Annotated in this window: 19 protein-coding genes; 10 read left to right on the forward strand and 9 right to left on the reverse strand. The window is 57.2% G+C overall.

Annotated features, from left to right (window positions below):
• Positions 1–22: 22 nt before the first annotated feature.
• Both AC2IAX_RS17560 and AC2IAX_RS17565 read right to left on the reverse strand, forming a co-directional pair.
• Positions 23–1,033 carry an alpha/beta hydrolase gene (locus tag AC2IAX_RS17560; RefSeq protein ID WP_494388595.1) on the reverse strand — a complete coding sequence of 337 codons (1,011 nt, stop codon included), beginning with the start codon at positions 1,031–1,033 and terminating at the stop codon, positions 23–25.
• 352 nt (positions 1,034–1,385) lie between these two features.
• Positions 1,386–3,647, reverse strand: a complete 2,262-nt coding sequence (locus AC2IAX_RS17565; RefSeq protein WP_494388596.1) for a transglycosylase domain-containing protein — start codon at positions 3,645–3,647, stop codon at positions 1,386–1,388.
• Positions 3,648–4,026: 379 nt separating this feature from the next.
• On the opposite strand from AC2IAX_RS17565, the gene AC2IAX_RS17570 reads away from it, so the two are divergent.
• The 3 genes from AC2IAX_RS17570 to AC2IAX_RS17580 all read left to right on the forward strand — a co-directional run bounded on the left by AC2IAX_RS17570 (position 4,027) and on the right by AC2IAX_RS17580 (position 6,658).
• A complete protein-coding gene (locus tag AC2IAX_RS17570) occupies positions 4,027–4,392 on the forward strand; it encodes a hypothetical protein (protein ID WP_494388597.1) in 366 nt (121 codons plus the stop codon).
• Positions 4,393–4,587: 195 nt separating this feature from the next.
• Positions 4,588–4,890, forward strand: coding sequence for a hypothetical protein (locus tag AC2IAX_RS17575; protein ID WP_494388598.1), 303 nt, complete (start codon positions 4,588–4,590; stop codon positions 4,888–4,890).
• 19 nt (positions 4,891–4,909) lie between these two features.
• Complete coding sequence (locus AC2IAX_RS17580; protein WP_494388599.1) at positions 4,910–6,658, forward strand: succinate dehydrogenase/fumarate reductase flavoprotein subunit; 1,749 nt, start codon at positions 4,910–4,912, stop codon at positions 6,656–6,658.
• Positions 6,659–6,994: 336 nt separating this feature from the next.
• On the opposite strand, the gene AC2IAX_RS17585 is transcribed toward AC2IAX_RS17580, so the two are convergent.
• A complete protein-coding gene (locus AC2IAX_RS17585; RefSeq protein ID WP_494388600.1) occupies positions 6,995–9,523 on the reverse strand; it encodes an amino acid permease in 2,529 nt (842 codons plus the stop codon).
• 1,232 nt (positions 9,524–10,755) lie between these two features.
• Here AC2IAX_RS17585 and AC2IAX_RS17590 point away from each other — a divergent pair.
• Positions 10,756–11,793 carry a histone deacetylase family protein gene (locus AC2IAX_RS17590; RefSeq protein ID WP_494388601.1) on the forward strand — a complete coding sequence of 346 codons (1,038 nt, stop codon included), beginning with the start codon at positions 10,756–10,758 and terminating at the stop codon, positions 11,791–11,793.
• Between the two features lie 331 nt (positions 11,794–12,124).
• Positions 12,125–12,442 carry a DUF6679 family protein gene (locus AC2IAX_RS17595; protein ID WP_099532785.1) on the forward strand — a complete coding sequence of 106 codons (318 nt, stop codon included), beginning with the start codon at positions 12,125–12,127 and terminating at the stop codon, positions 12,440–12,442.
• A 335-nt stretch (positions 12,443–12,777) separates the two neighbouring features.
• On the opposite strand, the gene AC2IAX_RS17600 is transcribed toward AC2IAX_RS17595, so the two are convergent.
• The gene (locus AC2IAX_RS17600) at positions 12,778–14,244 is read right to left on the reverse strand and encodes a slr1306 family protein (RefSeq protein WP_494388602.1); all 1,467 of its coding nucleotides are present in this window, start codon (positions 14,242–14,244) and stop codon (positions 12,778–12,780) included.
• A gap of 113 nt (positions 14,245–14,357) precedes the next feature.
• Positions 14,358–15,152 carry a ComF family protein gene (locus AC2IAX_RS17605; RefSeq protein WP_494388603.1) on the reverse strand — a complete coding sequence of 265 codons (795 nt, stop codon included), beginning with the start codon at positions 15,150–15,152 and terminating at the stop codon, positions 14,358–14,360.
• A 440-nt stretch (positions 15,153–15,592) separates the two neighbouring features.
• Here AC2IAX_RS17605 and AC2IAX_RS17610 point away from each other — a divergent pair, with 440 nt between their 5' ends.
• Complete coding sequence (locus tag AC2IAX_RS17610) at positions 15,593–17,896, forward strand: caspase family protein (RefSeq protein ID WP_494388604.1); 2,304 nt, start codon at positions 15,593–15,595, stop codon at positions 17,894–17,896.
• A gap of 8 nt (positions 17,897–17,904) precedes the next feature.
• Here the strand turns inward: AC2IAX_RS17610 and AC2IAX_RS17615 are convergent, their stop codons facing one another.
• Positions 17,905–18,684, reverse strand: a complete 780-nt coding sequence (locus AC2IAX_RS17615) for a photosystem II electron transport protein, Sll1252 family (protein ID WP_494388605.1) — start codon at positions 18,682–18,684, stop codon at positions 17,905–17,907.
• A 156-nt stretch (positions 18,685–18,840) separates the two neighbouring features.
• Between AC2IAX_RS17615 and AC2IAX_RS17620 the strand changes: the two genes are divergently transcribed.
• The 3 genes from AC2IAX_RS17620 to AC2IAX_RS17630 all read left to right on the forward strand — a co-directional run bounded on the left by AC2IAX_RS17620 (position 18,841) and on the right by AC2IAX_RS17630 (position 21,434).
• Positions 18,841–19,359, forward strand: coding sequence for an Npun_F5560 family protein (locus AC2IAX_RS17620; RefSeq protein ID WP_099532763.1), 519 nt, complete (start codon positions 18,841–18,843; stop codon positions 19,357–19,359).
• Positions 19,356–20,033, forward strand: coding sequence for a hypothetical protein (locus tag AC2IAX_RS17625; protein ID WP_494388606.1), 678 nt, complete (start codon positions 19,356–19,358; stop codon positions 20,031–20,033). The genes AC2IAX_RS17620 and AC2IAX_RS17625 overlap by 4 nt, the downstream gene beginning before the upstream one ends.
• Before the next feature lie 222 nt (positions 20,034–20,255).
• Entirely contained in the window at positions 20,256–21,434 is a 1,179-nt protein-coding gene (locus AC2IAX_RS17630) for a bifunctional sterol desaturase/short chain dehydrogenase (RefSeq protein WP_494388607.1), read from the forward strand.
• A gap of 99 nt (positions 21,435–21,533) precedes the next feature.
• Here AC2IAX_RS17630 and AC2IAX_RS17635 read toward each other — a convergent pair whose 3' ends face one another.
• The 3 genes from AC2IAX_RS17635 to AC2IAX_RS17645 are packed head-to-tail and all read right to left on the reverse strand — an operon-like array spanning position 21,534 to position 25,169.
• Positions 21,534–23,381, reverse strand: coding sequence for a glycosyltransferase family 39 protein (locus AC2IAX_RS17635; protein ID WP_494388608.1), 1,848 nt, complete (start codon positions 23,379–23,381; stop codon positions 21,534–21,536).
• Positions 23,378–24,139 carry a DUF8692 domain-containing protein gene (locus tag AC2IAX_RS17640; protein WP_494388609.1) on the reverse strand — a complete coding sequence of 254 codons (762 nt, stop codon included), beginning with the start codon at positions 24,137–24,139 and terminating at the stop codon, positions 23,378–23,380. Before AC2IAX_RS17640 ends, AC2IAX_RS17635 begins: the two co-directional genes overlap by 4 nt.
• A gap of 55 nt (positions 24,140–24,194) precedes the next feature.
• A complete protein-coding gene (locus AC2IAX_RS17645; RefSeq protein ID WP_494388610.1) occupies positions 24,195–25,169 on the reverse strand; it encodes a hypothetical protein in 975 nt (324 codons plus the stop codon).
• Here AC2IAX_RS17645 and AC2IAX_RS17650 point away from each other — a divergent pair.
• Positions 25,168–25,347 (forward strand): hypothetical protein, encoded by a 180-nt coding sequence (locus AC2IAX_RS17650; RefSeq protein ID WP_494388611.1) that lies wholly within the window; start codon positions 25,168–25,170, stop codon positions 25,345–25,347. The genes AC2IAX_RS17645 and AC2IAX_RS17650 overlap by 2 nt on opposite strands.
• Positions 25,348–25,419 lie beyond the last annotated feature (72 nt).

Consider the following 25,419-nt stretch of genomic DNA (forward strand, 5'->3'; position numbering starts at 1 on the left):
CCAAAGCACGAATTCATTGCAGCTAGCTAAAAGCAAAATCAATGGCGGTGGTCTCCGTCCCGCCAGACCAAGGCCGATCGCTCAATGGGGATTTCGACTCAATCTGTTTGGGTTGGGCGGTTGCTAGGGATTGGGGGGTTGGGTTTTCGAGGGGGCGAAAAAATTGCTGATGAAAGAATTTTGAAATGGCCGTTGCCACCGCTGGCCCCTCCACATCCAGGGGCAACACATGGCCCGATCGATCAAACCATTGCAATTCCACCGGGCCCGCTACCCGATCGCGCACCCATTCCGCCGCCTGGTAAGCAATGGTTCGATCGGCGTGGGAATGGGCCACAAACACCGGACAGGTGATCCGCTCCAGTCCCGCCTTGGCCCGTTGCGACAAGCGCCAGAGCACCCGCCCCGCCCGCGCATTTTCAAATTCATAGCAGGGGGCATAAAACCGGCGATTCAGGCGCTTGGGAATTGAAAAATTCAGCCAACCCAAATAGCGCGCCAAGACGGCCCCTCGAAAGGGCAGTTGCAGCGCCGGAGCCGTCACCGCACAGGCATCGAGCAAACCTTCCGCCGCCAAAGTCAGAGCGATCGCCCCGCCCATGGAATCGCCATACATGGCCACAAAATCATATTGTTCCCGGGCCCGGCGCACTTCGTCTCGGGCCGCCGCCAACAATCGATCGGGCGTGATGTTTGCAATTTCCCGTTCCTGAACGGGGCGATCGCGCCAGCCATGGCCCGGCAGCAAGGGCGCAACCACATCCAACCCTTGCTGAGCGATCGCCCGGGCCACAGGCCCCACCCCATAGGGCATGGCAGTGAACCCATGGAGGCAAATCACCACCCCGCGCGATCGGCCCTTGGTCGTCTGCTTAGCCGAGGTTAAAGTAGCCGCTAGCTGAAAAGGAACCGCATCCGGGTGCAATTGAGCACGCTCTTGGGCCGACAGGGCCTCGAAACCGGAGAGGTAAGGACGGGCAGACAGGGGGGTGGCCATGGCAGTCACGGGCGATCGACAGCGGTTGAAAAACAAAGGTCAGCCATTGCACGAACGGCGGGCAAGCCACCTTCAGCCAATTCACTGACTCTGGGTTCAACCTATCCTGTCCCTGCTCCCTGGCTCAAACCCCCATCAACCGCTTTCTGAAGCGCCCCGATCGCACCCAACCGCTATCCCCGGTTCGATCGAGCGAATCACCTAGAATTCCTTGATTCATGGGCCATGGAGTGGCGAGCGGCTAGCCTAACGAGGAAAGATGCTCAGGGACAGTTTGGGAAATGGCACAACTCCCTAGGACTCGGGTAAGTCCAATTTCCCCAGTCCGATTGCTGCCGTTTGCCACAAAAACCGACAAATCCCCTCTCAAGCCTTGCGGTTCGTTCAGTTATGGCAGCAGGCGGCTGACGAAATTACCCCAGACCGCGGCCGCTTGGCCACTGTTGCCATTGGTGGGTTTGCGGGTGTCGTTGCCCAACCAAACCCCGGCCGTCAGGTTGCGGCCAGGCACATAGCCAATAAACCACAGGTCGGCGCTGTCATCCGTTGTGCCGGTTTTGCCCACGGCTCCGGGCACATTGGCGGCCGATCGCCCCGTTCCTTGCACCACAACCCCCCGCAGCAGATCCGTCATGGTCTGGGCGACTTGGGGCGAGAGCACCGGTTGGTTAGCACCGGGCTGATCTGCCTGGGCATCGTACATGACGCGGCAGGTTTGCAGGTTTTGCGGATCGGTGCAATCGCTCGTGTCCAGGACACGGGTGATGGCCTTGGCATGGTTAAAGCGGCCATTGTTTGCCACAGCCGCAAAGGCCCCGGTCATTTGCAGCAAAGTGGCTTCGCTTTCCCCCAACACGAGGCCGGGTGTTTTGCGCAAAGGGCTGGTGATTCCCAGTCGTTGGGCCAAACCCATCACCTCATCTAGCCCCACCGCTTCGGCCACCCGCAGGGCGATCGGGTTTTCGGACAGGGCCACGCCGCTGACCATGTTCAGGGAACCACCGCCCGATCGACAGCCCCGAAACCGTTGCCCCATCCAATTTACGGGAGCGCAACTGTAGGCGGTGTTGGGGCTGATGCCTTTTTCCAGGGCGGCCGCATAGGCAAACAGTTTGAAGGTGGAGCCGGGCTGGCGCAGGCCATTGGCGGCGCGGTTAAACTGGCTGTCTTCAAAGCTGCGGCCGCCACTCATGGCCAGAATGGCCCCGTCGGTTGGGTCGATCGCCACGATCGCCCCTTGGCTGACTCCGGCCCGGCCGCCCTGGCTGTCAATGAACTGTTGCAGGGCCCGATCGGCCTCGGCCTGGGCCGCCAAGTTCAAGCGCGTTTCAATTAAGAAATTGCCTTCGCGGGCCACTCCGGAACCAAAAAGCTGCTCCAATTCCTCAAAAACGTAGTTAAAAAAGTAGGGCGCACGGGTCGATCGCAAAATTTCCCGCGCCCGGGGACTCACCTCCACGCGCGATCGGCGGGCCCGCTTGAACTCCTCCAGGGTGACAGCCCCTTGATCCAACATCCGCTGCAAGACCAAATCTCGCCGTTGCACCGCTGTTTTGTAATTGCGGGCCGGGTTCCAGCGATTGGGGGCCGGCAAAATGCCCACCAGCATCGCCGCTTCGCCCAGGTCTAAATCCCGCGCGGATTTTTCAAAATAAAACCGAGCGGCATCCTCAAAGCCGGCCAAGTTGCCGCCCAAGAACACTTGGTTCATGTAGGCCAGCAGCAGCCGATCTTTGCCATAGAAACTTTCCAGCTTCAGGGCCACGATCGCCTCTTTGATTTTGCGACCGGCGGAATTGTCTGACCCCACATAATCCCGGTAAAGGGTGCGGGCCAGTTGCTGGGAAAGGGTGCTGGCTCCCTGTTGCAATTCCCCTTCCCGTGCGTTGACCACCAGGGCGCGCAAAATCCCGATCGGGTCAACACCAAAGTGCCAGTAGTAGCGTGCATCCTCCGAAGCCAGCAATGCTTTTTTGAGGTAGGGCGAAAATTCTCCCAGGTTCTTGGCTTCCTGGTGGGCCCGCCGCTCGATCGCCTGGAGCGGTTGCCCATCCCCCGCCACCACAATCACCGGGCCGCGCTGGGCCTGGGGCAGGGGCAAAATCTGAATGCCCTGCCATTGCCAAATCACCGCCAAACTCACCAGCCCGATCGCCCCGGCTAAGCCCGAAAGGCCATAGCGCAGGACTTGCACCAGGGGCGTTGGCGGATCCACATATTGCAGTCGCACCGAGTCCGCCAGCTCCGGCGGCCCCAGCACAACCATTTCCCGGTGGCGCAAAATTTGCCCATTGATCCGTTTTTTGCCGCTGAATGTGCCGTTGGTGGAGTTGCGGTCTTCAATGGCGAAGGTGCTGCCCAAAAAACTGGGAACCCGCCGCAAGCCTGCGTGGGTGGTGCTGACCACGGGGCTGTTGAGGGGGATGTCGTTGGCCTTGCTCGATCGCCCCAAAAGGTAGTAGTCCCCCAACAGGGGATAGTCTCGGGGTTCGCTACCCGCTTCATAGATCACAATGCGGGGCGGGTTGGCATGAGCCGCCAACTTCAGCCGGGCCAATTGCACCCGCGAAAGCTGGGTCACCGTTTGGCGCAGGCGGCCCAGGATGGTTTTGGCGGGTTGAGGCGGAGGCGGCGTAGGATTTGGGCCCATAGGGCGATCGGGATCAAAACGACAGAATGGCCATCATTATTTCAACACGATCCTCGAAAAGCGCGTAGCGATCGCCGGCCACTGTCCACCTATCTCCATCCCTGTGATGCACACCAGATTGCTGTTTTGAGGCATCTCGGTTCGATGTGAGAGTCAGTGCTCTCTAACTTTGAGTTGCAAGCCTGCATAGTCTATTCCCATAACATCTGGTTGCAGATTGAGAATCTTCACTTCGCTACATTCTGAGTCTCTGAAATACCTAGCCAGATGGGACATGGGAGATCACCAATCGGTAGATACACTGAATTTTCTATGACCGTTCGGGTTTGGGTGGAATATCACGAAAAGCTTGGCATTCCCCCTCAGAAGAAGTTGCGATATGAAGTCATCTTGGATCATTCCTACACTTGCCTTTGTCGCTGGAGCCGGACTTGCTGGAATCGGTCAAGCTCAACCGCGTTCCGTCACTCCGGCTGCTGTCAGTCCGTCACCTGTTTCGGCTGAAATCAAAGCTTGGCAATCTGTTACCCCTGGTCTCAGCCTGGATCAAGCTGAATATTTAATCGGAGTTAAAGGCGGTGGCGATACACGATCAACTGAACCGGGCCCAACCGGTGAGGTGAAAGTTCTGAATCGAGCTTATCCGATTGGTGGTGGCGTAGTGCTGGCAGTTCGGTATGAATTACGACCTGGGGCGGCTGATTATCAAGTCGATAACAAAATGATGGCTCTGAAAGTGCAATAGAGTTGTCTGATTGAGGCATTTGTACTCCAGATTTGCCAGAATCTTGTCAAGATAACTTGAGAAACGCAAGGATTTGAAACGAATCTGAGAACAATTGTTGAGAAACATCGACAACCATGGACGCTCCGATTTAGCCCCCCTTAGGCTGGGGAGATAGTGTTCAATCTGGCAATCCGCAGGCCATCGAATCGAACCATGAACCGACAACGCTATCAGTTCCGCTGCACCCTGACCTTTGGAGACATCTACGGCCAGATCATGGCTTGGTTGATCGTGATTTTCCTGAGCTTGGCCAGCGCGATCGCCCTGTTGGGAGCCAGCAAGCCCCTGTATGCCCTGTCCATGGTTGGGTTGATTTTGGTGCTATCCTTACCTTTCCTGTTGTTCGCCTTCGTTACCACCCTGCTGAACCACATCGAATTTGTGGCGGTGGAAGCGGCGGCGGACTTGGCCACCGACGGCGGCTACGAACCCACCCAACCGGCCCAGGCTCTTTAGAAACAGTTGGGGCTTGCCCATGAATGAGCCGCTAAACGAGTTAATTCACGATGTTTTGATCGTGGGGGGCGGGCTGGCCGGCTGTCGGGCAGCCCTGGAAATTGCCCGCCAAAATCCCAAACTCAGCATTGGATTGGTGGCCAAAACCCATCCGATTCGATCGCACTCTGTGGCCGCCCAAGGGGGAATGGCCGCCGTGTTGAACAACGTGGATCCCGAAGACACCTGGCAAGCCCACGCCTTCGATACGGTCAAAGGATCCGACTACCTCGCGGATCAAGATGCGGTGGCCATCCTCACCCAAGAAGCCCCGGAAGTGGTGGTGGACTTGGAACGTTTGGGGGTGTTGTTCTCGCGCTTGGAAGATGGTCGCGTGGCCCAGCGGGCCTTTGGGGGCCATTCCCATCGGCGCACTTGCTACGCGGCCGACAAAACGGGCCATGCCATCTTGCATGAGCTGGTGATGAATCTGAAGCGAATGGGGGTCACGCTCTACGAAGAGTGGTATGTGATGCGCCTGATCGTGGAAGAGGGCGAGGCCAAGGGCCTGGTGATGTTTAATCTGCGGGATTCCCAGCCAGTGTTGGCCCGGGCCCGGGCTGTGATGTTGGCCACGGGGGGTTATGGCCGCGCCTTCAACACCACCTCCAATGATTACGCCTCCACGGGGGATGGGCTGGCCATGGCGGCGCGGGCTGGCATTCCCCTGGAGGATATGGAGTTTGTGCAATTTCATCCCACGGGGCTTTATCCGGTGGGGGTGTTGGTGTCGGAGGCGGTGCGGGGTGAGGGGGCTTACCTGCGCAATGCGGCGGGCGATCGATTCATGGCGGACTATGCCCCCAGCCGCATGGAGTTGGCCCCTCGGGATATCACCTCCCGGGCGATCGTGAAGGAACTGCTAGCCGGGCGAGGCATTCATCTCGATGGCAGCGCGGGCGGCCCCTTTGTGCATCTGGACTTGCGACATTTGGGCGAAGCAACGATCATGAGCCGGGTTCCCTTTTGTTGGGAAGAGGCCCATCGCCTGCTGGGGGTGAATGCGGTGGAGGAACCGATTCCGGTGCGCCCAACGATTCATTACTCCATGGGCGGCATTCCCACCGATGTGAATGGACGGGTTCGCAGCAGCAGCGCCGGGTTTGTGGAAGCTTGTTTTGCGGCGGGTGAGGCGGCCTGTGTGTCGGTGCATGGGGCCAATCGCCTGGGCAGTAATTCCCTGTTGGAATGCATTGTGTTTGGCCGGCGCACGGGCCGGGCGATCGCCCAATATTTAGACAGTGGGCGCAAGTTGCCATCCTTGGACGGATCACGCTATCTGGCGGAGGCCCGGGCCCAAATCCAGGCTTTGTTGGAGCACTCAGGGCCAGAGCGGATCGCCCAAGTGCGCCAAGAGTTCCAAGACACGATGACCCAATATTGCGGGGTGTTTCGGACAGCGGACTTGATGCAAACGGGGCTGGAAAAGCTGCGGGAAATTGCCCAGCGAGTTGAAAACACGAGGCTGGACGATCGGGGAACCTGTTGGAATACGGAACTGATTGAGGCGTTGGAGCTGCGATCGCTCTTTACGGTGGGGCAAACCATTTTGACCGCCGCTGAACGTCGCCAAGAAAGTCGCGGGGCCCACTGCCGTGAAGACTACCCCGATCGCAATGATCAGGACTATCTCAAACACACGTTGGCTTACTGGTCACCCTCGGGCATTGACTTGCAATATATGCCGGTGACGTTGGGCCTGTTTGAACCCCAGGCTCGTAATTATTAATCTCCCAATTCATCAGATCTGCCGTTGGCGGATCGTGGGGGACAAGGGGCTTAAGCCCCTTGTTACGACGACCGGGATATGTAAGTAAAATCAATCGTTTCCGTCTGACTCTTGGATGAATTTGGGGCTGGATGAGGGACTATCATCAAATCATCTGAAACCCTGATTCCACCGCTAGCAAATCGCGGGGGACAAGGGGCTTAAGCCCCTTGTTACGACCACTAGGGCACGGAAAATCAACCGTTTCAGCATCACCTCAAAAAATGACGACACCCCCTAATCCCCTGCTGGACTTAGTGGCCCTGAAACAATCTTGCCTTGGGTTTGGATTCGTGCCTAGTCTTTGTATTTGGCTCCCAGGTTCAGGGGAATTTGAATCAAAAACTCAGTTCCTTCACCCACCTGCGAAAAGCATTCCAGTTTGCCCTGGTGTTTTTCTACGACAATTTGGTAACTGATGGACATGCCCATCCCGGTTCCTTTCCCGATCGGCTTGGTGGTGAAAAAGGGGTCAAAAATGCGCCGTTGGATGTCTGGGGGAATGCCGGGTCCATTATCAGCAATGCCTACCACCAGCCACTTAGATCGAGTGCTGGGCTTGCTATCACTCAGTGAGGATCCGGTGGGATTGGTGGAGGGCAGTTCTATTTCTTGAATCCGGGTCCGAATCCGAATCCACTGACGATGAACTTGCAAGTCTTGATAATCGCGGTTGGCGGTGGCTTCTTCAAGGGCATCAATGGCATTGCTCAGAATGTTCATGATCACCTGATTGAACTGGCCGGGATAACACTCGATCGGGGGCAAATTGCCATACTCACGAATAATGTCGATCGTGGGGCGATTGGCCTTTGCTTTGAGACGGTGCTTGAGGATCGTGATTGTACTGTCAATGCCTTCGTGCAAATCCACGGCCTTTAATTCCGCTTCATCCAACCGCGAAAAATTACGCAGCGACAACACAATCTCCCGAATACGATCGCTCCCCACCTTCATGGAAGTCAAAATTTTGGTCAAATCTTCTTCTAAAAAATCTAGCTCGATCGCCTCTTGTTCCTCCTGAATTTCTGCAACTGGTTCGGGATAGTACTTCGTGTATAGCTGCAACAATTTCAACAGATCCTGAGCGTAGGTGCGCACATGCTCCAGGTTGCCGTAGATAAAGTTCACTGGGTTATTAATCTCATGGGCAACCCCTGCCACTAATTGACCCAAACTGGACATTTTTTCGGACTGCACCAGTTGCAATTGGGTTCTTTGTAATTCACTCAGGGTGCGCTCCAGTCGATCGCGGGCTTCGGTCATGGCGGCCACTTGGGACAGGCTCGTCCAACAGGCGATCGCCACCCCCAAAAACGCCACCGTAATTAACACAATGCTGAACACGGCTCCGTGGCTGCCGAAAGAAAATCGATCCAACCCAGCTCGCGCAAACCAACCAATGCTGACCGCGCCACAGAGCAGCAGAATCAGCACCGTGACCTGAAACACCACCCAGTCACGTTGGATGTTGATGGGCCTTGGGCGGTAGCGGTGACTCCACCAGGCCGGCTTGCAGAGGGCGATCGGGCAGTTTCCTAGCCCCTGGGCCGCTGCGGTGACCGCGATCGGCAACAGCAAGCCAATCAGCCAATCTTGCCAGCCCCAAGCCAGGCCACCCACCACAAACACGATCGCCTCCATGACCAAAAACAGCAGCGACCATCGGGGCCAGCGCACTTCCGGGCGCTTCCGTTGCAACCACAGCCCCAAATGGATGCCCATCATGGCGCTGAGGTAACCGGTTCCGGTAACCATCACCACCCGCGACACGTTGCCCCAAGCCAAACAGAGCAAACTCACCCCTAAGGTGAACAACAGGCCCGGCTCCAAAACTCCGCGCGGCGAAACCACCGAAAACAGGGCCGGAAGATGGCGATCTTGGGCTAACTGGTAAAGCACCCGGGGACAGTTGGAAACGGCCGTGGCGGAACTGAGCAGGCAACCGGAAGCAATCAAAAACGTCACCAAGCCGGGGGTGAGGCTGCCCCAAAACGGCCCCGCTGCCGCGATCAGGTGCAAATAGGCACTGTCGCCTAGCCGGGGAGAAATGGCTAACCGCGCCAACAACCACGATCCCAAAACATAGACAACCGGTAGCGCGATCGCAGCGGCCACCAAGCAATCCAAAGTGCGGCGGGGCTTGCGACTGTCGGCCACAAAAGAGGAAGCCGTTTCGCAGCCATAAACCGCATAAATGGCCACAAAGAACCACTTGGCCCAATCGGTGAAATCAAGGTTGAAAGGAACCGGTGCAAACAGCCCTGGACTTTGAGGCGAAAAGCTCAACCAACTAAAGCCTTGAAGGCAAAAAACTAATAAGCAGCTAATAGCAGGAATGACAAAGAAGGCATGGAGAATTCCGACGGTTCGGGAGTTGCTGAAGGTGACAACATAAGGCAAGAGGGTGAATAAAATGCGAAAGGCCGTGACTGGACAATCCACCCCCAGCGGTTCTAAATTGACCTGAATTAAGTCAGTCAAAATAATGGCATTCATGGGCGGAACCGACACCCAACCCAGCCAATAGCCGATCGCACTGTAGCGGGCTAAAAATGGGAACTTGTGAAGTAGCTGGGTAGCATAGTTAGGGGTTCCGCCCGATCGATCCTGGTCATGGGTTCCGAGCTGCCTGACCTGCAAATTCAGCAAAACACCAATCACGGCTCCCGGAATCCAGACCCACAGGGAGCCAAGACCCAAGGCCGCATTCATCGCGGGCGCAGTTCCCAGCCAGAGCAACAAACCACTGAAACCAAAACCCCAAGTTTCAATGGAACCCAAAGTGCGGGGCAATTTAAACGCAAACCGGGAGGACTGAGACATGGATCACAAAAATTCCGTAGACACTGAAAGTTTCTGCAATGGCAAAAACTGACAAAAGTGAATAAAAGGCGATTTTTAATGGTCTGAGTCAGGAATGAATGATGAACTAATGTGAATCGTGCAGCACTCTTTTAATAGAAATTAAAAATTAAAAGTGACTAAAAAATTGTGACTATGGTAACCAAAAGGGTTTATTCAACAGCTTATAAAATAATTTAACTACTCCTTAGTTTAACGCTAATAGATGATTTACTGACAATCAAAGTTCAAACAAATCTTAAAAATCGGATCTTAAGTTGATTGAAATCCTCAGTCTTCAGGAACTTGCCTTGAATCTCCGTATTTTTTGAGACCTATTTGGTGGTAAAACACACCCAAATCAGGAAACTGGATTGGAAATGAAGCATTGGTTAAAAGGCTGATTAATGGTTTAGGGGTAGTGATAGACAGACGTAAGGCGGCTAGATGTCAATATGAGACAAATGAAGATGAATATCAAAATCATAAATTCTCTGCGTTGATGTTTTGGAGCTAATCACAATCTGTAAAATCTAAATTATTTTAGATATAAATATGATTAAAATTTGCTTTCTGCAAAATGGTTGATGAACTGAATATGATCTTAAGATTAATCAAGATTCATTTTGATTAATGCTTGAATTTATTGATGTCTTGAGACTCCCTATCAAAGCAGGAATTAATCAGAGAAATAGTTAAACGGGGGTTTCAACTTGATCTAATAGGAGAGTTAATTGGCTTAAAACTTCGTAATCAATCAAAAATTGATCACTAATCCGTAATTTGGGTTGAATATTCTTGAAAATCTCTGAATTTATCGGATTTTTGATGGATTTTTGGAAATTTCCACAAATCAATCATCTTAGAAACTCAGTCGCCTTGACTGGGTAACATCAAAATGATTGCCGGGTGGAGATCATTAGGACATGAATATTGAGTCTCAACCGGCTGAAGTAAGCTGTGCGGTTGAGATGTTGAAATTTTTGATATGAGAAATAGATCTGCGAAGTTAGTTAATGGTGAAATAGGGTATTGAGAAAGGGTATTGAGAATCTGATCGATTTGATCTTGTTTTGGGTATTTTTAAATCAGGTTAACGTAACGAGTGAACGGTGTTTGCTCCATGACCAATCGCGTTGGCTAGGCTGTGAGAAAAATAGGCATGAAAAACCAAAAGGTTGCCGTGAAATTACTGGGTGATGGGGAGATGGTGAATGCTGAGTGAGCAAACCCCAAATACTGAGGTTCGGGCCGAGGGGCGCACAGAAGCAGGCGCGGAGGCACAACCGGTGACAGCAGGGCCGATCGACCATGGAACGGTCACGATCGTTTACAGCGATGAGTTTTTGCTGCATGACACGGGCTGGGGCCATCCGGAACGACCCGATCGCCTGAGGGCGATCGTGGCGGCCTTGCAAACGGCTCCCTTTGCCGATCGGCTTCGCTGGCATAGCCCCCAGTCAGTACCCACCAGCGATGCCCCGATCGATCCGCTCACCCAAGCCCTGCGGCGGGCCCACGAACCGGACTATATCCACCACGTGCGATTGCTGGCCAATCGGGGTGGTGGGCAACTGGAGGTTGATACGCCCATTTCTGCCCGTAGCTACGAGGTGGCCCGTTTGGCTGTGCAGGCTTGGTTGGATGGCATGAACGAGGTGATCGCAACGGGACAACCCGTGTTTGTGGCGGCGCGACCCCCGGGCCACCATGCCCTGCGCCATCGGGGGATGGGGTTTTGTTTGTTTGCGAATGCGGCGATCGCGGCCTTAACGGCCCTGGAGGCGGGCCAGGCACAGCGGGTGGCAATCGTGGATTGGGATGTGCATCACGGCAACGGCACTGAGGCGATCGTGCGGGATCATCCCCAAATTGCCTACTGTTCCATTCACCAATCACCGGCCTATCCGGGTACGGGTCGCCCCGGAATTGCCGATCGGGATTATCAACTGTTGAATTTGCCCGTGCCCCCCGGAGCCGACGGCAGCGCCTATCAATCCCTGGTTGAGGCGCAATTGTTGCCGTTCTTGCGGAACTTTGATCCCGATTTGTTGATCATTAGCGCGGGGTACGATGCCAATCGCAACGATCCGTTGGCACAAATCCATCTCCAACCGGAGGATTATGGATGGCTGGCGCGATCGCTTCTGGGCATTAGCCGCCGAATGGTGTTGGGTTTGGAGGGTGGCTACGATCTCAATAGTCTGGCGCGATCGGTCTATGAAACGATCCTGGCCTGTCTCTCGTCCTAACGAACAGCCAAGCGCTAGGATATGGCGTAGGGATGCTTGGCCACCCGGAGCGTTGAAAGCTAACCCCGTAGCCTAGAATGGGGAGAGCAATCGAGCAATCTTGACCCGCTTGCTCGATCGTCAGCCGACAACTCAAGCAAATTGCCATTATGGCCAGCATGGAAGTTGTATTGGGGATCGACTGGGCCAAATTCCCCCGATCCTGTGGTTGTCATTAGCGCTGAATGGTTGCTTGGCAGCGCCAGTGAAGCCACTGCCCCCCAATCACACTTTGAAACTGCAACTCCACTCAATTGCAGGGGCCAGTTCACCACCTTAGAAGAGGCAAGCTATGCTACACCGCAAGATTTATCAGCTCTGCTGTGACGGACAGGAAGTGTGCATATTCCTGCGCGATCAGCAGCGCTGGATCGAGCGCGCACAAATCCTTGACATTGAAGGCGACCTCGTGACCCTGCGCTACGAAACCGAAGAGGACGACGAAACCTGTGCTTGGGAAGAAATGGTGCGCCTCGAAAGTATCGGTTCGGTGACGCGCAAGCTTGCTTCGGTGTCTCGGCGCAGTGTCTTAGATCTGCCCGTAGCGGAAGAATGCCCGGAAGCGGAGCAAATTCGCAATCACTCGGATAAGAAGGACGCGGACAAGTAGGAAGGCGGGAAGAATATTTTTGGGAAGATTCCCCGTTTTTCCTGTCCACAGCTGGCCCTAGCAATGGAGTTCAATTCCGGTCATTGAATCCAGCCCAATCAAGCTGAGTATCAAGCTAAATAATGAAATGGGAACGACTGGTTGGCAGTCGTTCCCATTTTTTGGGCCTCTCAATTGGGTAGCGAATTTGGGCCTAGCGGGCCGGGCGGGTTTCAACCGGTGCTTCTGAATGTTGGCTTCTGGGTGCTGGTTTCTGAACTGCTCAGCTTTCAGGTTGTGCAACAGAGAAGGCTAAACCGAAGTTGAGCAACAGGATGCGTCCATCGGTCTAGGCGCTAGTTGGGGGCGGGGCTGGTCGCGGCATTGGGAAACAGTCGATCGCGCCCTTGGTCGATTAGGGTTTGGATGAGGGTGCTCTGGCGGGTTTGCTCGAAAACACGCCGCAGAATGGTGCTCAGGCGATCGGGACTGAGCCAGTTTTCGCCCTCCGGTTGGCCGGCCCATTCCGCTTCCACATGGGCTTGGAACAGTTCCACCAGGCTCAGACCCGCCACACGGGTCAGGTAGGCCGCACTCAGACCCTGAATTGCGCCGCCGGCCAGGTAGGTGAGGGCGCTGGTTTTGAGGGCGGTGGCGATCGCCTGGCTGCCCAGTTCCACCAGTCCCAGCTTCAGCATCACTTCCCCGAGGGTTTGGGCGATCGCCTGGGCCCGATCGAGGGAAAACCGTTGCTGATAGATCTGGCCTAAGTCCATCACCAATTGGCCATTAATCGCCGCCGTGGCCAGCAAGTCCAAGCCAGGCAGCGGATTGGCAAAGGCCGTGGCGGCGGCGATCCATTGGCTTTGCTCGATCGCCCCGACGGCCCGATCGCGGCGATCGGTTTTGAGGGTGGTTTGCAACTGCTCCGTGACTTGCCGAGTGCGCCGCAGGGCGGTGCGCCACCGCCAGCGATCGCCCTCGGCCATGAGCGTGTTTTGCAAGTCGGTGACCAAGGCTCCCAAGTCCGGCTCCGGCTGTTCCAAGAATTCTTGCACCGTGCCATCGGCCGCATGTTTGCGAACTTTGATCGCGGCCGGCGCGGCGGCGGTGGGGATGATGGCGGTGGGGGCTAGTTGCCCATGGAGCCGATGTTGAATGGTGGTTAACACGGTGTCGCGATCGGCGGGCAGATAACGATCGGCCTTGTTGAAGATCACGATCGGGGCCTGTTCGTGGGCCAGCAACCATTCCAAGATTTCGTATTCCGTTTCGGTAAGGTCGCCCGCTGTCACAAACAGGGCCCGATCGGCTTTAAGGGCCAAGTCCAGGGTGGTTGGATCTTGAGTTTCGCCCCCCACAAACAGGCTGGGCAGTTCTTGATAGTCGATCGCCAGGGCCGCCGCGCCCAAACCTTTGACCAACGCCGATTTACCAACGGCGGGGCCCCCCAGAATCGCCAGGGACAGGCGTGATCGGTCTAAATCTTGGGTCAGGCGATCGAGTTGGGCTTGCCAATCTTGAGCCGAAAATGCGGGTAATTCTGCGGCCATCAAATTCAGCAGACCTTGGGCCCGGGCGATCGCCCGTTCCGCAGCGGCTCGATCGAGCACGCTCGGTTCCGTCACCGGGGCCACCGGGAGCGATCGTCGTCGCGTTAACCACAAGCCCGCGCCCACGGCCACGGCTCCGGCCGGCAGCCAACTGCCCAGCCCATGGAGCGCTTGGTTCAGCACTTCCAGCGCCAGCCACGCCCCAGCAACCCCCGCACCCAGCAGCCAAAGGGGTTTATCAGTCAGGGATTTGGAGAGGGGCAGCGCCATGAATCTGGCTCCTTTGAGGAAATAGGCAAGGGGGAAGGACGGCGGCCCTGGCGATCGCGCGGCGGCCGTGCAACCGAATTTTAGCGGACGAGTTTTCCGGTCGTTGCGATCAATTAAGAATCTCTACGTTTCGGGCGGGCTGGGGCCGATCGGGTCGGTGGGTGGGTTCCGGGAGCCGGGCGCTGGGCCGATCGGGCTACCACCACCACCGCCGCCACTGTCCAGCCGCCCGCCCGCAGGCTGTGGCTAGCCGCTTGAACCGTGGCCCCGGAAGTATAGATATCATCCAGCAAAATCACCGCTCGGGGACGTTGTTGCCGCAGGCCCGGCCCCAAGGCAAAGGCCCCCTGCATATTGGCGGCTCGATCGCCCTGGCCTAAGCCAAATTGCGCTTGGGTATCCCGAATCCGTTGCAGGGCATTGGGGATTAGATGATGGCCTGTTACATCACAAAAGTGCTTAGCCAATAATTCTGCCTGATTAAAGCCGCGTTTTTGCAGTCGAGCTTCATGGAGCGGAATCGGGATCACCCAAGGAGCCGCTCGATCGAGCTGTTGCCAAGGGGTTGCAATGGCCCGATCGGTTCCCGGTGTCAGCCACAGACGACCCAAACCCTGGCCCAAGGCCGCTGCCAGTTTGGGATGGCCCTCATACTTCAAGGCGGCGATCGCCCGTTTCAGGGATCCGTCATAGAGTCCCCAAGCCAGGAACAGGGGAGCCGACGGAACCAAGTTGGCCGGCAAGCGGCCCCACCGTTGCTCAAGGGGCAGTTGACTGGCGAGCAAGCGGTGATCGCAGGCGAGGCAGAGGCCTTGATGCTTGGCCGGGCGATCGCATAGCTCACAGGATCGCTGCCAAACCAAATCCGACAGGGCCTCAATCGATCGGCTCACCCAAGATTTCGCCACAGACCACCCCAAACGTTACCCTTGAAATCCGTTAATGAATCCATCATCTCGCAATCTTCAAAAATCAAGCATCGTTAAAGTTGCATTAGTTGCATTAACTGAAGTTGCATTTGCGTTAATTAAAGTTGCTCTCATTTCATGACGATCCATTGATCATCCCAACCCTTGAATCCATAGCCATCCCGTAGCTATTTCGATCGTTTTCCAGAGCGCCGGACGGCCGTGATATGGTTTGGGCAACTTTTTCGATGGGTTCGATCGCTTGGCTTGGGTTCTGCCCGCGAGCAAGATGCTCTCAAGATGTGCTCAACATCCGGGGCGACGGAATTCGGGGCGGCAAAATTGAAAACAATTCAAGACGATCGAGCAGGGCCATAACCACTAGCCCAACCAGCCCAACCCAGGCACAGTAGACAAACGCATTGCACGAAGGGGTTTTGATGGTGACGAGTTCCAGTGCAACCCAGGGCAAAACCCATTGGGCGATCGCGATCGGGATTGGTCAATATCCTTTGTTGCCGCCGCTGGCCGAGGCGGAGACCAATGTGGTCACCGTGGCCCAGGCTTGGCAGAGCCAAACGAGCGGCTCGGCGGGAACCCAATATCGAACCGTGATTTTGAGCGATCGCTCCTTGCCCCTGCTCGATCGCCCTACCTATCCCAATCGCGAAAATCTGGAATATTGGCTGGATTTTGCCGCCACGGAATTGGTGAACCCCGGTGATACCCTTTGGTGCTTTTTCAGTGGCTATGGGGTGAGCCATCGTGATCGGGATTATTTGCTACCCATTGAAGCCAGTCTCGATCGGGCGGCAACGGCGGGGATTCCCCTGCGGCGAGTTTGTGAATACCTGAAATTGGCGAGCGATCGGGTCGGCCCCGGCGGTCAGGTGTTGTTGGTTTTGGACTTGAGCCGGCCGCCCGCAGACAATCTGGCTCCGGTGGGCGGTGAAATTCCCCTCTTGGCCCAAGAAATGGGGTTGTCGATTTTGTTGGCAGAGCCGGGGGCCGGTCGCCAAAGCAGCGGACTGTTGGCTCCGGCCCTGGCGGCGGCCCTGGGCCAATCCCAAGGCATGAATCTCTATGCCCTCTCGCGGTTTTTGCGAGAAACGACCCGTGCCTTAGCCCAGGAGCAGGGCCGAGTTGCGCCCCAGGTGCAGGTGTTTGCCCATCCCCACGAGCGGCTCTATGAAACGGTGGTGGGGCGGATGATGCCAGAACCACCACGCCCGATCGAATCCTTTGTGGTGTTTCCGGCCAGTGCGCCGGCCTTGGCTGTGGAACCCCCGATCGCCCCCTTGGGAAATGGGTCGCCCAGTGATCTACCGCTTGAGTCCCAGGCCGATTACCCAGTGAATCGACCCAATTCACAGCCCAATTCGCAACCTAATCCACAACCCGACCCATCGCCAGAACTGGGCGTGTTTGGTTCAGATCAGGTGCAAAGTCCGGCTTTGGATGATGAGGCGCTCGATCGATTCGCGTCCGCCGCCAATTTGCCCGATGCTTGGGCCACGGAACCCAGTGCCTTTGAGGCGCTATTTGCCAATGATTGGGTTCCCACGGAAGAGGCCCAATCGGGGTCAGCCGCATCGAATCCCTTCACACCGGCTGTGCCCAACGGCGATCGCCCGGCGGAGTCGGTCAACTTGCGGCCCCCAAGCGCGATCGCGCCCGGTTCCCCGATCGCGCCTGTGAATCCCAACGGTTCCCCACCACCCAGCGCTCCACCACCGGAACCGATTCCCGAGTCCCAGCGAGACTTGGCCCTGATTGGCCCGCTCACGGCTGGTCTCAGTGCCAGTGATTTGGCCTTTGCTCGCCAGTTGGTGACCTGGTTGGGAGTTTTTGGAATTGTGCTGTTGGCGGCCGTGGTGGCCCGCAACTATGCCGCTCTGTTTGGGGCTAACATCATAGCCTCAACTCCTAGCCCGATCGCGAGTCCGGCCCCCGCTACACCCCTGCCTGCGCCGGCCAATGGGGCATCGCCGCCCACTGGCTCCCGGACGTTGCCGCCGCCGGAACCTAGCCCTTTGGCGAGTCCTCAGCCCGCTCCTGTGGCTCAGTCGGGGTTACCTAGCCCAAAACCCAGCCCCCAAGTTAGTCCTAACCCCAGCTCCACGCCGCCGGCCGCCAGCCCTGCCGGGGTGAGCCAATTGAGCCTGGCACGGATCCCGATCGGGACGAATCAGGCTTCGGAATTTGGCAAGGCAATTTTGCAAGCCCGACAAATCAAGCCGGGAGATCCGGGCTACGGTCAAGCCCAACAGGCGATCGACCGCTGGAGCCGGGTCATTTTGGATTTGGCCAAAGGGCGGGCCCTCAATGGCGACTTTGGCGGGGCGATCGCGGCGGCCAAAATTGTTGCGCCCGATCGGGGTGAGGTGTACCAAGAAGCACGCAGCTCGATCGCCCAATGGCAAACCCTCCAGCAGCAACAGGCCAACAACCGTGCCACCCTGCAAAAGGCCGCCAGCCAAATTCAACTGAACCAAGCCTCTAGCTATAACCGGGCGATCGACCTGGCCCGCAGCGTGCCCGTGAACCAACCGGGCTATCCCGCCGCCCGCGACCAAATCAATCTTTGGAGCCAAGAAATTCTCAAGATTGCCCAAGGTCGCGCCAATGCCAACCAACTGGCCGCCGCCATCCAAACGGCCAGCCTAGTGCCGCCCAACACAGCGGCCTATGCCAGCGCCCAACAGGCGATCGCCCAGTGGAAAAAACGCGCTCCCGCCCGCTAACGGGTGTCCTACACAAATCGCGTGAGTTGTACCCGATAGCGATCCTTCTTGGTGGTGGCAATCTCCCCGATCGAGAGGCGACCTTTGCCCGCCAACACTACCAGATCCCCCGATTTCAGCAAATGGCTGGGGCTGGTGATGTCTTTCCAGTTCACCCGCACATCGCCCCCGGAAATGGCCTCCGCCATTTTGCTGCGGGAGAGGCCAAACCCGGCGGAGGCAATCGCGTCTAGGCGCAAGGAAGCCTCCACCGTGGTCATTTCCTTTTTCTTGGGTTCACGAACCTTCAGTTCACTGAGGGGAATGGCGCGGGTTTTCACCGGCACCGATCGCACCTGGGTTAAGCTCAGCTCCAAAAATTCCACCACCTCCGGCGCAACCAGGGCTTGGGCCCCGCGTTCCCCCTGCACCAACAAATCGCCCACCTTGTCGCGCACCAACCCCGTCCCCAACAGGGCCCCCAAAAAGTCCCGATGGGTGGCCGGGTCAAACAAAAAATTCCCGGCAATTTCCAAGGCTGCCACCTCGATCGCGTCCGTCACCAACGGCAGTTCCGATCGGGCAAAGGCCACCCGCTGCCGTTCCGCTTGGGGATAGCCCCCCCAAGGCATGAACACCACTTCCGCCAAGCCACTGAAGACGGTTTGGATGTCGGCAATTTCCGGCGGTGACAAAAAATCGCTCACGGCCGGTTCCCAGGTTTTTAGGCTCTGGTCTGCCAGGTCGATCGCCCGGGCGATCGTGTCTCGGTGGGTTGCACGCTTCAGCAGGGTTTCGCGAGGTAGCACAGTCTTCTTGGAATCAGCGATTGAATTAAAAACAGCGAATCGAAAACGATGAATCAAAAACAGCTTCTGGCCTAGCCCTAGCTGTTCAAGCCAATCTTGGGTTAAAAAATACGGTAGCGTTGTTCATACGATTATTAACCCCATCCCATTGCCGTGATGCAAGCCGACGGATTGAACGGTCAAGCAGCCCCAGCGGAAATTGCCCGCTTGCGTGATGAGCTGCAAATGCGCGATCGCTTGGTACAGCAGCTTTCGCAGGAACTGTTCCGCTTGGTGAAGGGCAATGCGGGCCTGGTGCCCACCTCCGACCAGCCAGAGCGCCATCAAGCGGAATTGCAAGCCCTGCGCGATCGGGTGCGGGAAGTGGAAGAACAGGTGGGGTTTTATCAGGATCAATTAGCCGATCGGGACGCGGAAATCTATCAATTACGCCAGTCAGTGCAAGAATTGGGCGATCGCAGCCGGATGCTGGAGCAAACGATTCAGGAATTGCCCAACGTCTATCGCTCCAAGTTTGAAGACCGCCTGAGCGCCATCAAAGAGCGCGTGAGCCAACTGCAACAGGAAAATCGCAACCTACAGGCGGAATTACAAAGCGTTAGCTATCGGCTGGCGGTCAGCAGTCGTCGCCCCGGAAGTCTTGACCTCCCCGAATTCGCTGGCGAAACTCCATGACCTGTTTAAGAGTTTGGATCGATCGGGCGGATTCGCTAGCCGCTGGGGATTGGTTGTCGGTGGCGCTCGATCGATTGAAGTCCGTGGCAGTTGACCGGCTTGACCTGCAGATCGTGGTGGTGGGTGATGAAACTCCTTTGCCCGGCGGCCCAGGGGCGATCGACTGTCCCCTAACATTACGGATCTTGGAGGACGATCGCTTTCCGGCAGACTGGGTTCACCGTCCCACCTGGGTGACCTGCGCGGCGGCCGAAAGCTTGCGATCGCGGGTGACGGCGGAATTAGATTGGCCCAACGGCGAGGGTCAGTTGTGGCTACCCCTGATCGTGACCGCCAAGGGTCCTCTGTATGGTGAAGCGATCGCCCTTGGTGCGGAACCTGGCTCAACGGGTCAGTTCCTTCAGCCCCATCACCTATCCGATCGTGATCGACAGGCGGCCTATCGGTTGGGTTTTGAGCTAATGAATTGGCTTCGGCTTCCGCCTGGTTTGTATTTGATGCAATTTGGGTTCGATCGCCCAGACAAAGATCCAAATCCCGTCTATTTTGATCGGCTGTTGCCTTTCCCGGCGGCCCCCGCGATCGCCAGCGTTGGAGTTCAAACGCCCGACCTGTTTGAATGTCATCTCCGTTGCTTGCTGCATCAGCCGCTCCGGGAAGTCGCTATTCTATAGCCATTGTCTTTTGCTGATTGATGCTTGGGCTGATTGACGATCAGTGCAATTCAGTTCCATTCAATTCAGCTCAATTCAACAAACTGCATCCTAGCCCCGCGAACTGGGCGATCGGGTCTTTCCCCATTCTGGGCAATCGATCGCCTGGTTGAACCTGATCCCATGGCAATTCAACGTTGAACCGTTTTGAGCATCCGTAGCTGGGCTAAGTAGAACCAAATCATGAACGCAGAGGGATTCGTACAACTGAGTTGGGCGATCGGCTCGATCGTCCTGGCCGAAATCGTGCGCGATTTTTATCATGTGGCCGGCCACTATTGGGAACCGCTACAACGGGCCCACAACATGCACCACAAGGTCTATCGCCGTGACCTAACCATCAGCAGCCTTGATGCCTATTACAAAGCACAATTGGCCAACGATGCGCCCGAAGCGGCCACCATGGCTTCGGTGGTGGGGCTGACGGCGGCCTTGTCGGGTCAGTGGGGAATGTGGCTCGGTTGCCTCTATTCCCTGGGCTTTTTGGCCACGGCGATCGCCCGATCGCGCGGCTACCTGATGGAAACCGACCTAACCCATAAGGCGGGTGATCTGGATAGTAACCCCTCCATCTGGACGGTGAATCGCACCTACCATTGGCGACACCATTTTGATTCGGGCAATGCCTATTACTGTGGGTCTTTGACATTTGTGGATAAGCTGCTGGGCACAGCCCTGTCCTTGAAGGGCAAAACAATCGCGATTACCGGCGCGTCGGGCAGCATGGGCCGGGCCCTGATTGCCGTGTTGCAAAGTCGAGGAGCGAGGCTGATTGCCCTGACAACGCGCGAAGGAACCACCTTTGAGGGCAATGTACGGGTGGTCACTTGGCGATCGGGCGAAGAGGCGGCCCTGCGCGAAACCCTGGCCAATGTGGATATTTTGATCATTAACCATGGGGTGAATCAGGGCGATCGCTCGGCGGCGGCCGTGGCCCAAGCGCTGGAGGTGAACACCCTGTCGGCTTGGCGGTTGATGGAGCTATTTTTTGAAACGGTCACCAAGTCGGAACACCGGGCCCTGAAGGAAGTTTGGGTCAACACCTCCGAAGCGGAAGTGAACCCGGCGTTTAGCCCCCTCTATGAGCTATCGAAACGGGCGATCGGGGATTTGATCACCCTGCGGCGACTGGATGCGCCCTGTGTGGTGCGGAAGCTGATTCTTGGCCCGTTCAAGAGCGATCTCAACCCGATCGGGATTATGTCGGCGGGGTGGGTTGCGCGGGCGATCGTGGCCTTGGCGGAACGGGATGTGCGCAACATCATCGTGACAATCAATCCCTTGACCTATCTACTCTTTCCGATCAAAGAGTTCTCAAAATCGCTCTATTTCCGTGCCTTTGCCAAGCCCGATCGCGCCTAGGTTGCCGCCTGAAAAACCCCATCCAGCCTAATGGCCAACTGCTGGCCGGGTCGATCGCCCCGTTCACTCGCTCGGCATGATTGGGGCGAACGGGTAAGGTCAAGAAGCCGCTTCGGTGCATTGGTAGTGGCGCAAACGATAGCCCGTGGGTCGGCGGCGTTCCTTCGCTCGCTTGCACCCATAGGCTTCCAAGTCCAAGGCGGGCGACAGGTCAACTGTCCACAGGTCAAAGGGCCGAGTCTGCTGCTGAATCACTTGGGCTAAGGGGGCTTGGGCATCGGCCCGATCGCTCGCCTCTTGCAACATCAAAAATTGCGGTGCAAGTTGGGGTGAATTCGGGGGCTGGGCTGGGCGCTGCTGGGTTTGTGCCGCTTGTCGTCGTTGCCATTCGTAGGCGATCGCCACCGTGCCGCGAATTTCGGCATAGGTTTCAATGTGACTGACGAGCAGCGGGGCATGGGTCGATCGCCCTTCGATTTGCTCCCACAGGCGATCGATTTGTCGCGATTTTAAAAAGCCCCAATTGTTGGCCACCGCCCAGCTCCCCAACAGACTGACGACCAGGATCGCGACCATGGCCGATCGCCCCGACCCATGCCACCGACCGATCGAAAGGGGAGCGCGATCGGCCGCCCGTTGCCCCAGGGCCAACCCCACCCCCAAAACCACCAGCGGGAAATGCACAAACTGGTATCGGGGAGCGACGCTGAGGTCACCTCGATCGGTGTAAATCGACAGCAGCATTAGCACCAACGGCCCCAAAATCCCAATGCTGAGCGCCCACCACAGCGGCGCAGGACGGGCCAAGCCCGATCGCCAAAGGGGCCCAATCATCCGCAGCAGCAATCCCAGAATGGCCAACAGGGCGATCGCGCTGCCCAGGATCACCGGTAGGGGCTGCTGTTCCACCGGCAGCAACACCACCATGGTGGCCAACCAAGCCAGCAACCGCAGGGGCGGCAAGAGCCATTCCGCCGGACTCAGATCCTCCCGAATCCAAGCGGTGAGTTCACTTTCGGAGGCTCCCGCCATGGCCGGCAACCAAGCGGCCGCCGTGGCAATTTGGGCCAGGGCAATCACCCCCATCACGCGCCAGGGCCGCCCCCGAAGGATTGACCACCCCTGCGATCGCCCTTGGCTCCAAGCTAACCAGCCGATCGCCAGCCCCTGGGCCGCAATCCCCAACAGACAAAAATAGTGGGTGGCCAAGCTAAGGCCATTCCCCAGCACCCAAGCAATTCCCAAGCCCCAACCGGGCGATCTCCCCTGATCCAAGCGGTGAACGGCTCCCAAGGTGGCGGCCCAAGTGCCGATCGCCCACAGAATCGCCAGGGTGTAGTGTCGGGCCTCCTGGGCCATGGCCACCCCATAGGGCGACAGGGCCAACAGGGCCGCCACCCCGTGGGCCATCCAAAGGGCCGCCACAGGGCGATCGGTGGGCTGCGGAGCCGCTGCACCGTCTCGGAGTGGAACCAGGTGACCCGCCAGCCATTGGGCAAGCCAGAATCCGGCGGGAATTGCCAAACAACCCAGCAGGGCACTGAGCGATCGCGCCGTGGCCAAATCCACCAACCCACCCGCTGGCGTGAGCGCCCTCAGCCAGCCATGCATTAACCCAAAAAAGAGGGGCGGATGGGTGCTTTGGGCTGCTAAACGGGCGATCGTTTCATCCAGCCCCACGCTGGGTTGCACCCGCAACGGCTCCAAGAGTTCTGCCAAGCGGACTAGCCGATCGAGCGGCAAATGATCAAACCCATTGCCCAGTCCAAACCCGATCGAGGCCACTTCAATGCTGGATGGCGGTTTGCCCCCCAAATTCCAAAACCGCGCCAGGGCCCCCAGCAATGTCCACCCCAGGACGGCCCAGCCCGATCGCCAAAAAGCAACCTGTCCGATCGCCCCTGGCTCCGCTGAGGAGCCTTGTGGGCCAAGCAATTTCTCAATCATGGCCGCTGGGAATCCTTGGGATCTGGTCGATCGCCTAAATTCTGATCGCCCAAAGTTCGATCGCCCAAATTAAGCACCAAGGAAAATTTCCCCGACCAGGATCCCAAATGCACCAACAACGCCCACAAAAACAGGGTGGTTCCTAGCATTTCCGCCACCTCTTCCACCACCGTCAGTAGGGCATAGGTCAGGTTTTGTTGGCCCTGATCGGCGGAATAGGCCCCACCCACCATCTCCATCAGCAACGCCCCAGAAACATACAAACAGCCCGCCAGCAGCGATCGACCGCGTAACTTGGGGGGGAGCTGTCGCCAAAAGGGCCAAAATCGCCAAGCGCCCCAACCCACGGCGATCGCCGCCGGAATCACCCAAATTTGCTTTAAAAAGCCCGGCAACCCTGCCCATTTCGCCAAATCGGGCAAGATCAAAATTTCATGGATGCTGAACCACTCATCCAGGGCTAAGAAGGTGAAAATGCCACCCAACAGCCGCCAGGAGGGGGCCCAGCGATCGCCCAAGGCGGCCGCTCGCTGGCCGATGGCCCGGAGCAACAGGGCACAGCCCCCCAGCAAGCCCGTGGAAAACAGGGAGGGCAGGTTATATTCCCGATCGAGGTTAAACAGCCTTGTCCAGCCTTCGCGATAGCCAAAGGCATATTTCGCCACCTGCACCGCCGTTCCCGCCAGGGTCAGCAGGGCCACCGTGAACAGCAACCAACCCAGCACCCGCCGCGCCGACAGGGCAACTTTCAACTCCATTACCGCACATCGCCCGATCGCGACCAGAGAGGGCCCCCAATTATAGGCAAGTGCGCTAGGGTTGCGGCTCCAGGGTCATTTCTAAATCACCGGTCATCAGGGCCGTGCCCACGCCGGGTAACCCTTCCATTTCCGATCGCACCTTCAGGGACAAATTCGATTGGGTGGGAACCACGCGGTTGAAGTTCATCTGAATTTGACCCGAACCATTGGCCTGATAAGACCGCAGGGAAGGGGCTTGCTCCGGGGCTATGCCGGGAATGGTGAGTTTTTGGGGCGGGGCCGTCTGTTCTGCGGTCACGTTCAACACCACCCGATCGGGCGTGATTTCCACCACCTGATAAACCGCCCGCTGCTGAATTCGCAGCCCCCCGGATTCAATTTCCGTGACACTTTGCCAGCGCCCTCCAACCCCGATCGGCTCGGCGGGAAATTCGATGTTGCTGTTGCGAATCGATTCGGTCATTTGGCCGAGGCTGGCCTGCAAAGGGGCCGAAAGCTCGCCGTCCGCCAGCACATTCACCTTCGAGAGTTTCCCCCGATCGTCCCCCTCCACCTGAATCTGAATTCGCTCCAATTCCCGAGCGGTGCTGTCCATGGCCGCTTGCACGAAGGACATTTCCGGCGGCGCAATCATTTCGATCTTGGGATAGCGCAGGGTGTAGCTCACTTGGCCATCGCTGGCCACCTGGTTGATGGTGATTTCCGTCAGCAGCCGCATTTCCGGCACGGGCATGGCCATGGGTTGTTGGCCCGCCAGGGTGAGTTGCATTTGGCTTTTCATCACCAATAACGATCGCTGCTGATCGCCCTGCTGAAGGCGCAATCGCAAGGACTGCCGATCGCCCTGGCCCGTTTCTAGGAGGGTGATTTGCGGTGGGGCAATTTGTGTTTGCAGCGTCATTTCCGAGCGAGCGGAGCCGGTGCTGTTCGGGGCGGCGGGGGTGTTTGCCCAGGCGGCGGGAGCGGTGATCGGCGCGATCGCCATCAACAATCCCAGCGCACGTCCTTGCCAGCGCGATCGAGCCATGATGTTTTTCCTGGTGCGAAATTTTGATTTGCAGTTTTGGCGTGAGATTTCGGTCTCAACGGTGGGGATAGGCGCGACCCTGAAACCCGTTTCCACCATAGCAACCGACTTGAAGGAGCGATCGGCGGTTCCGGTGGTTCGGTATTTCTCGCCCATTCGTGGCGTTGATTCTCGTTGAGTCCTGTGTCTATTCCGGTTGTCTATTTCGGTTGTCTATTCCGGTTGCCGATCGATCCCTTAGCGACCTATT

This window comes from Limnothrix sp. HT2024 (assembly GCF_059138625.1).

Coding starts and splice junctions, on each gene's coding strand:
- AC2IAX_RS17590 (WP_494388601.1), top strand. CDS start 10,756: ATGCTGAGTGAGCAAACCCCAAATACTGAGGTTCGGGCCGAGGGGCGC.
- AC2IAX_RS17565 (WP_494388596.1), bottom strand. CDS start 3,647: ATGGGCCCAAATCCTACGCCGCCTCCGCCTCAACCCGCCAAAACCATC.
- AC2IAX_RS17645 (WP_494388610.1), bottom strand. CDS start 25,169: ATGGCTCGATCGCGCTGGCAAGGACGTGCGCTGGGATTGTTGATGGCG.
- AC2IAX_RS17580 (WP_494388599.1), top strand. CDS start 4,910: ATGAATGAGCCGCTAAACGAGTTAATTCACGATGTTTTGATCGTGGGG.
- AC2IAX_RS17575 (WP_494388598.1), top strand. CDS start 4,588: ATGAACCGACAACGCTATCAGTTCCGCTGCACCCTGACCTTTGGAGAC.
- AC2IAX_RS17600 (WP_494388602.1), bottom strand. CDS start 14,244: ATGGCGCTGCCCCTCTCCAAATCCCTGACTGATAAACCCCTTTGGCTG.
- AC2IAX_RS17585 (WP_494388600.1), bottom strand. CDS start 9,523: ATGTCTCAGTCCTCCCGGTTTGCGTTTAAATTGCCCCGCACTTTGGGT.
- AC2IAX_RS17595 (WP_099532785.1), top strand. CDS start 12,125: ATGCTACACCGCAAGATTTATCAGCTCTGCTGTGACGGACAGGAAGTG.
- AC2IAX_RS17570 (WP_494388597.1), top strand. CDS start 4,027: ATGAAGTCATCTTGGATCATTCCTACACTTGCCTTTGTCGCTGGAGCC.
- AC2IAX_RS17620 (WP_099532763.1), top strand. CDS start 18,841: ATGCAAGCCGACGGATTGAACGGTCAAGCAGCCCCAGCGGAAATTGCC.
- AC2IAX_RS17635 (WP_494388608.1), bottom strand. CDS start 23,381: ATGATTGAGAAATTGCTTGGCCCACAAGGCTCCTCAGCGGAGCCAGGG.
- AC2IAX_RS17625 (WP_494388606.1), top strand. CDS start 19,356: ATGACCTGTTTAAGAGTTTGGATCGATCGGGCGGATTCGCTAGCCGCT.
- AC2IAX_RS17610 (WP_494388604.1), top strand. CDS start 15,593: ATGGTGACGAGTTCCAGTGCAACCCAGGGCAAAACCCATTGGGCGATC.
- AC2IAX_RS17650 (WP_494388611.1), top strand. CDS start 25,168: ATGATGTTTTTCCTGGTGCGAAATTTTGATTTGCAGTTTTGGCGTGAG.
- AC2IAX_RS17630 (WP_494388607.1), top strand. CDS start 20,256: ATGAACGCAGAGGGATTCGTACAACTGAGTTGGGCGATCGGCTCGATC.
- AC2IAX_RS17640 (WP_494388609.1), bottom strand. CDS start 24,139: ATGGAGTTGAAAGTTGCCCTGTCGGCGCGGCGGGTGCTGGGTTGGTTG.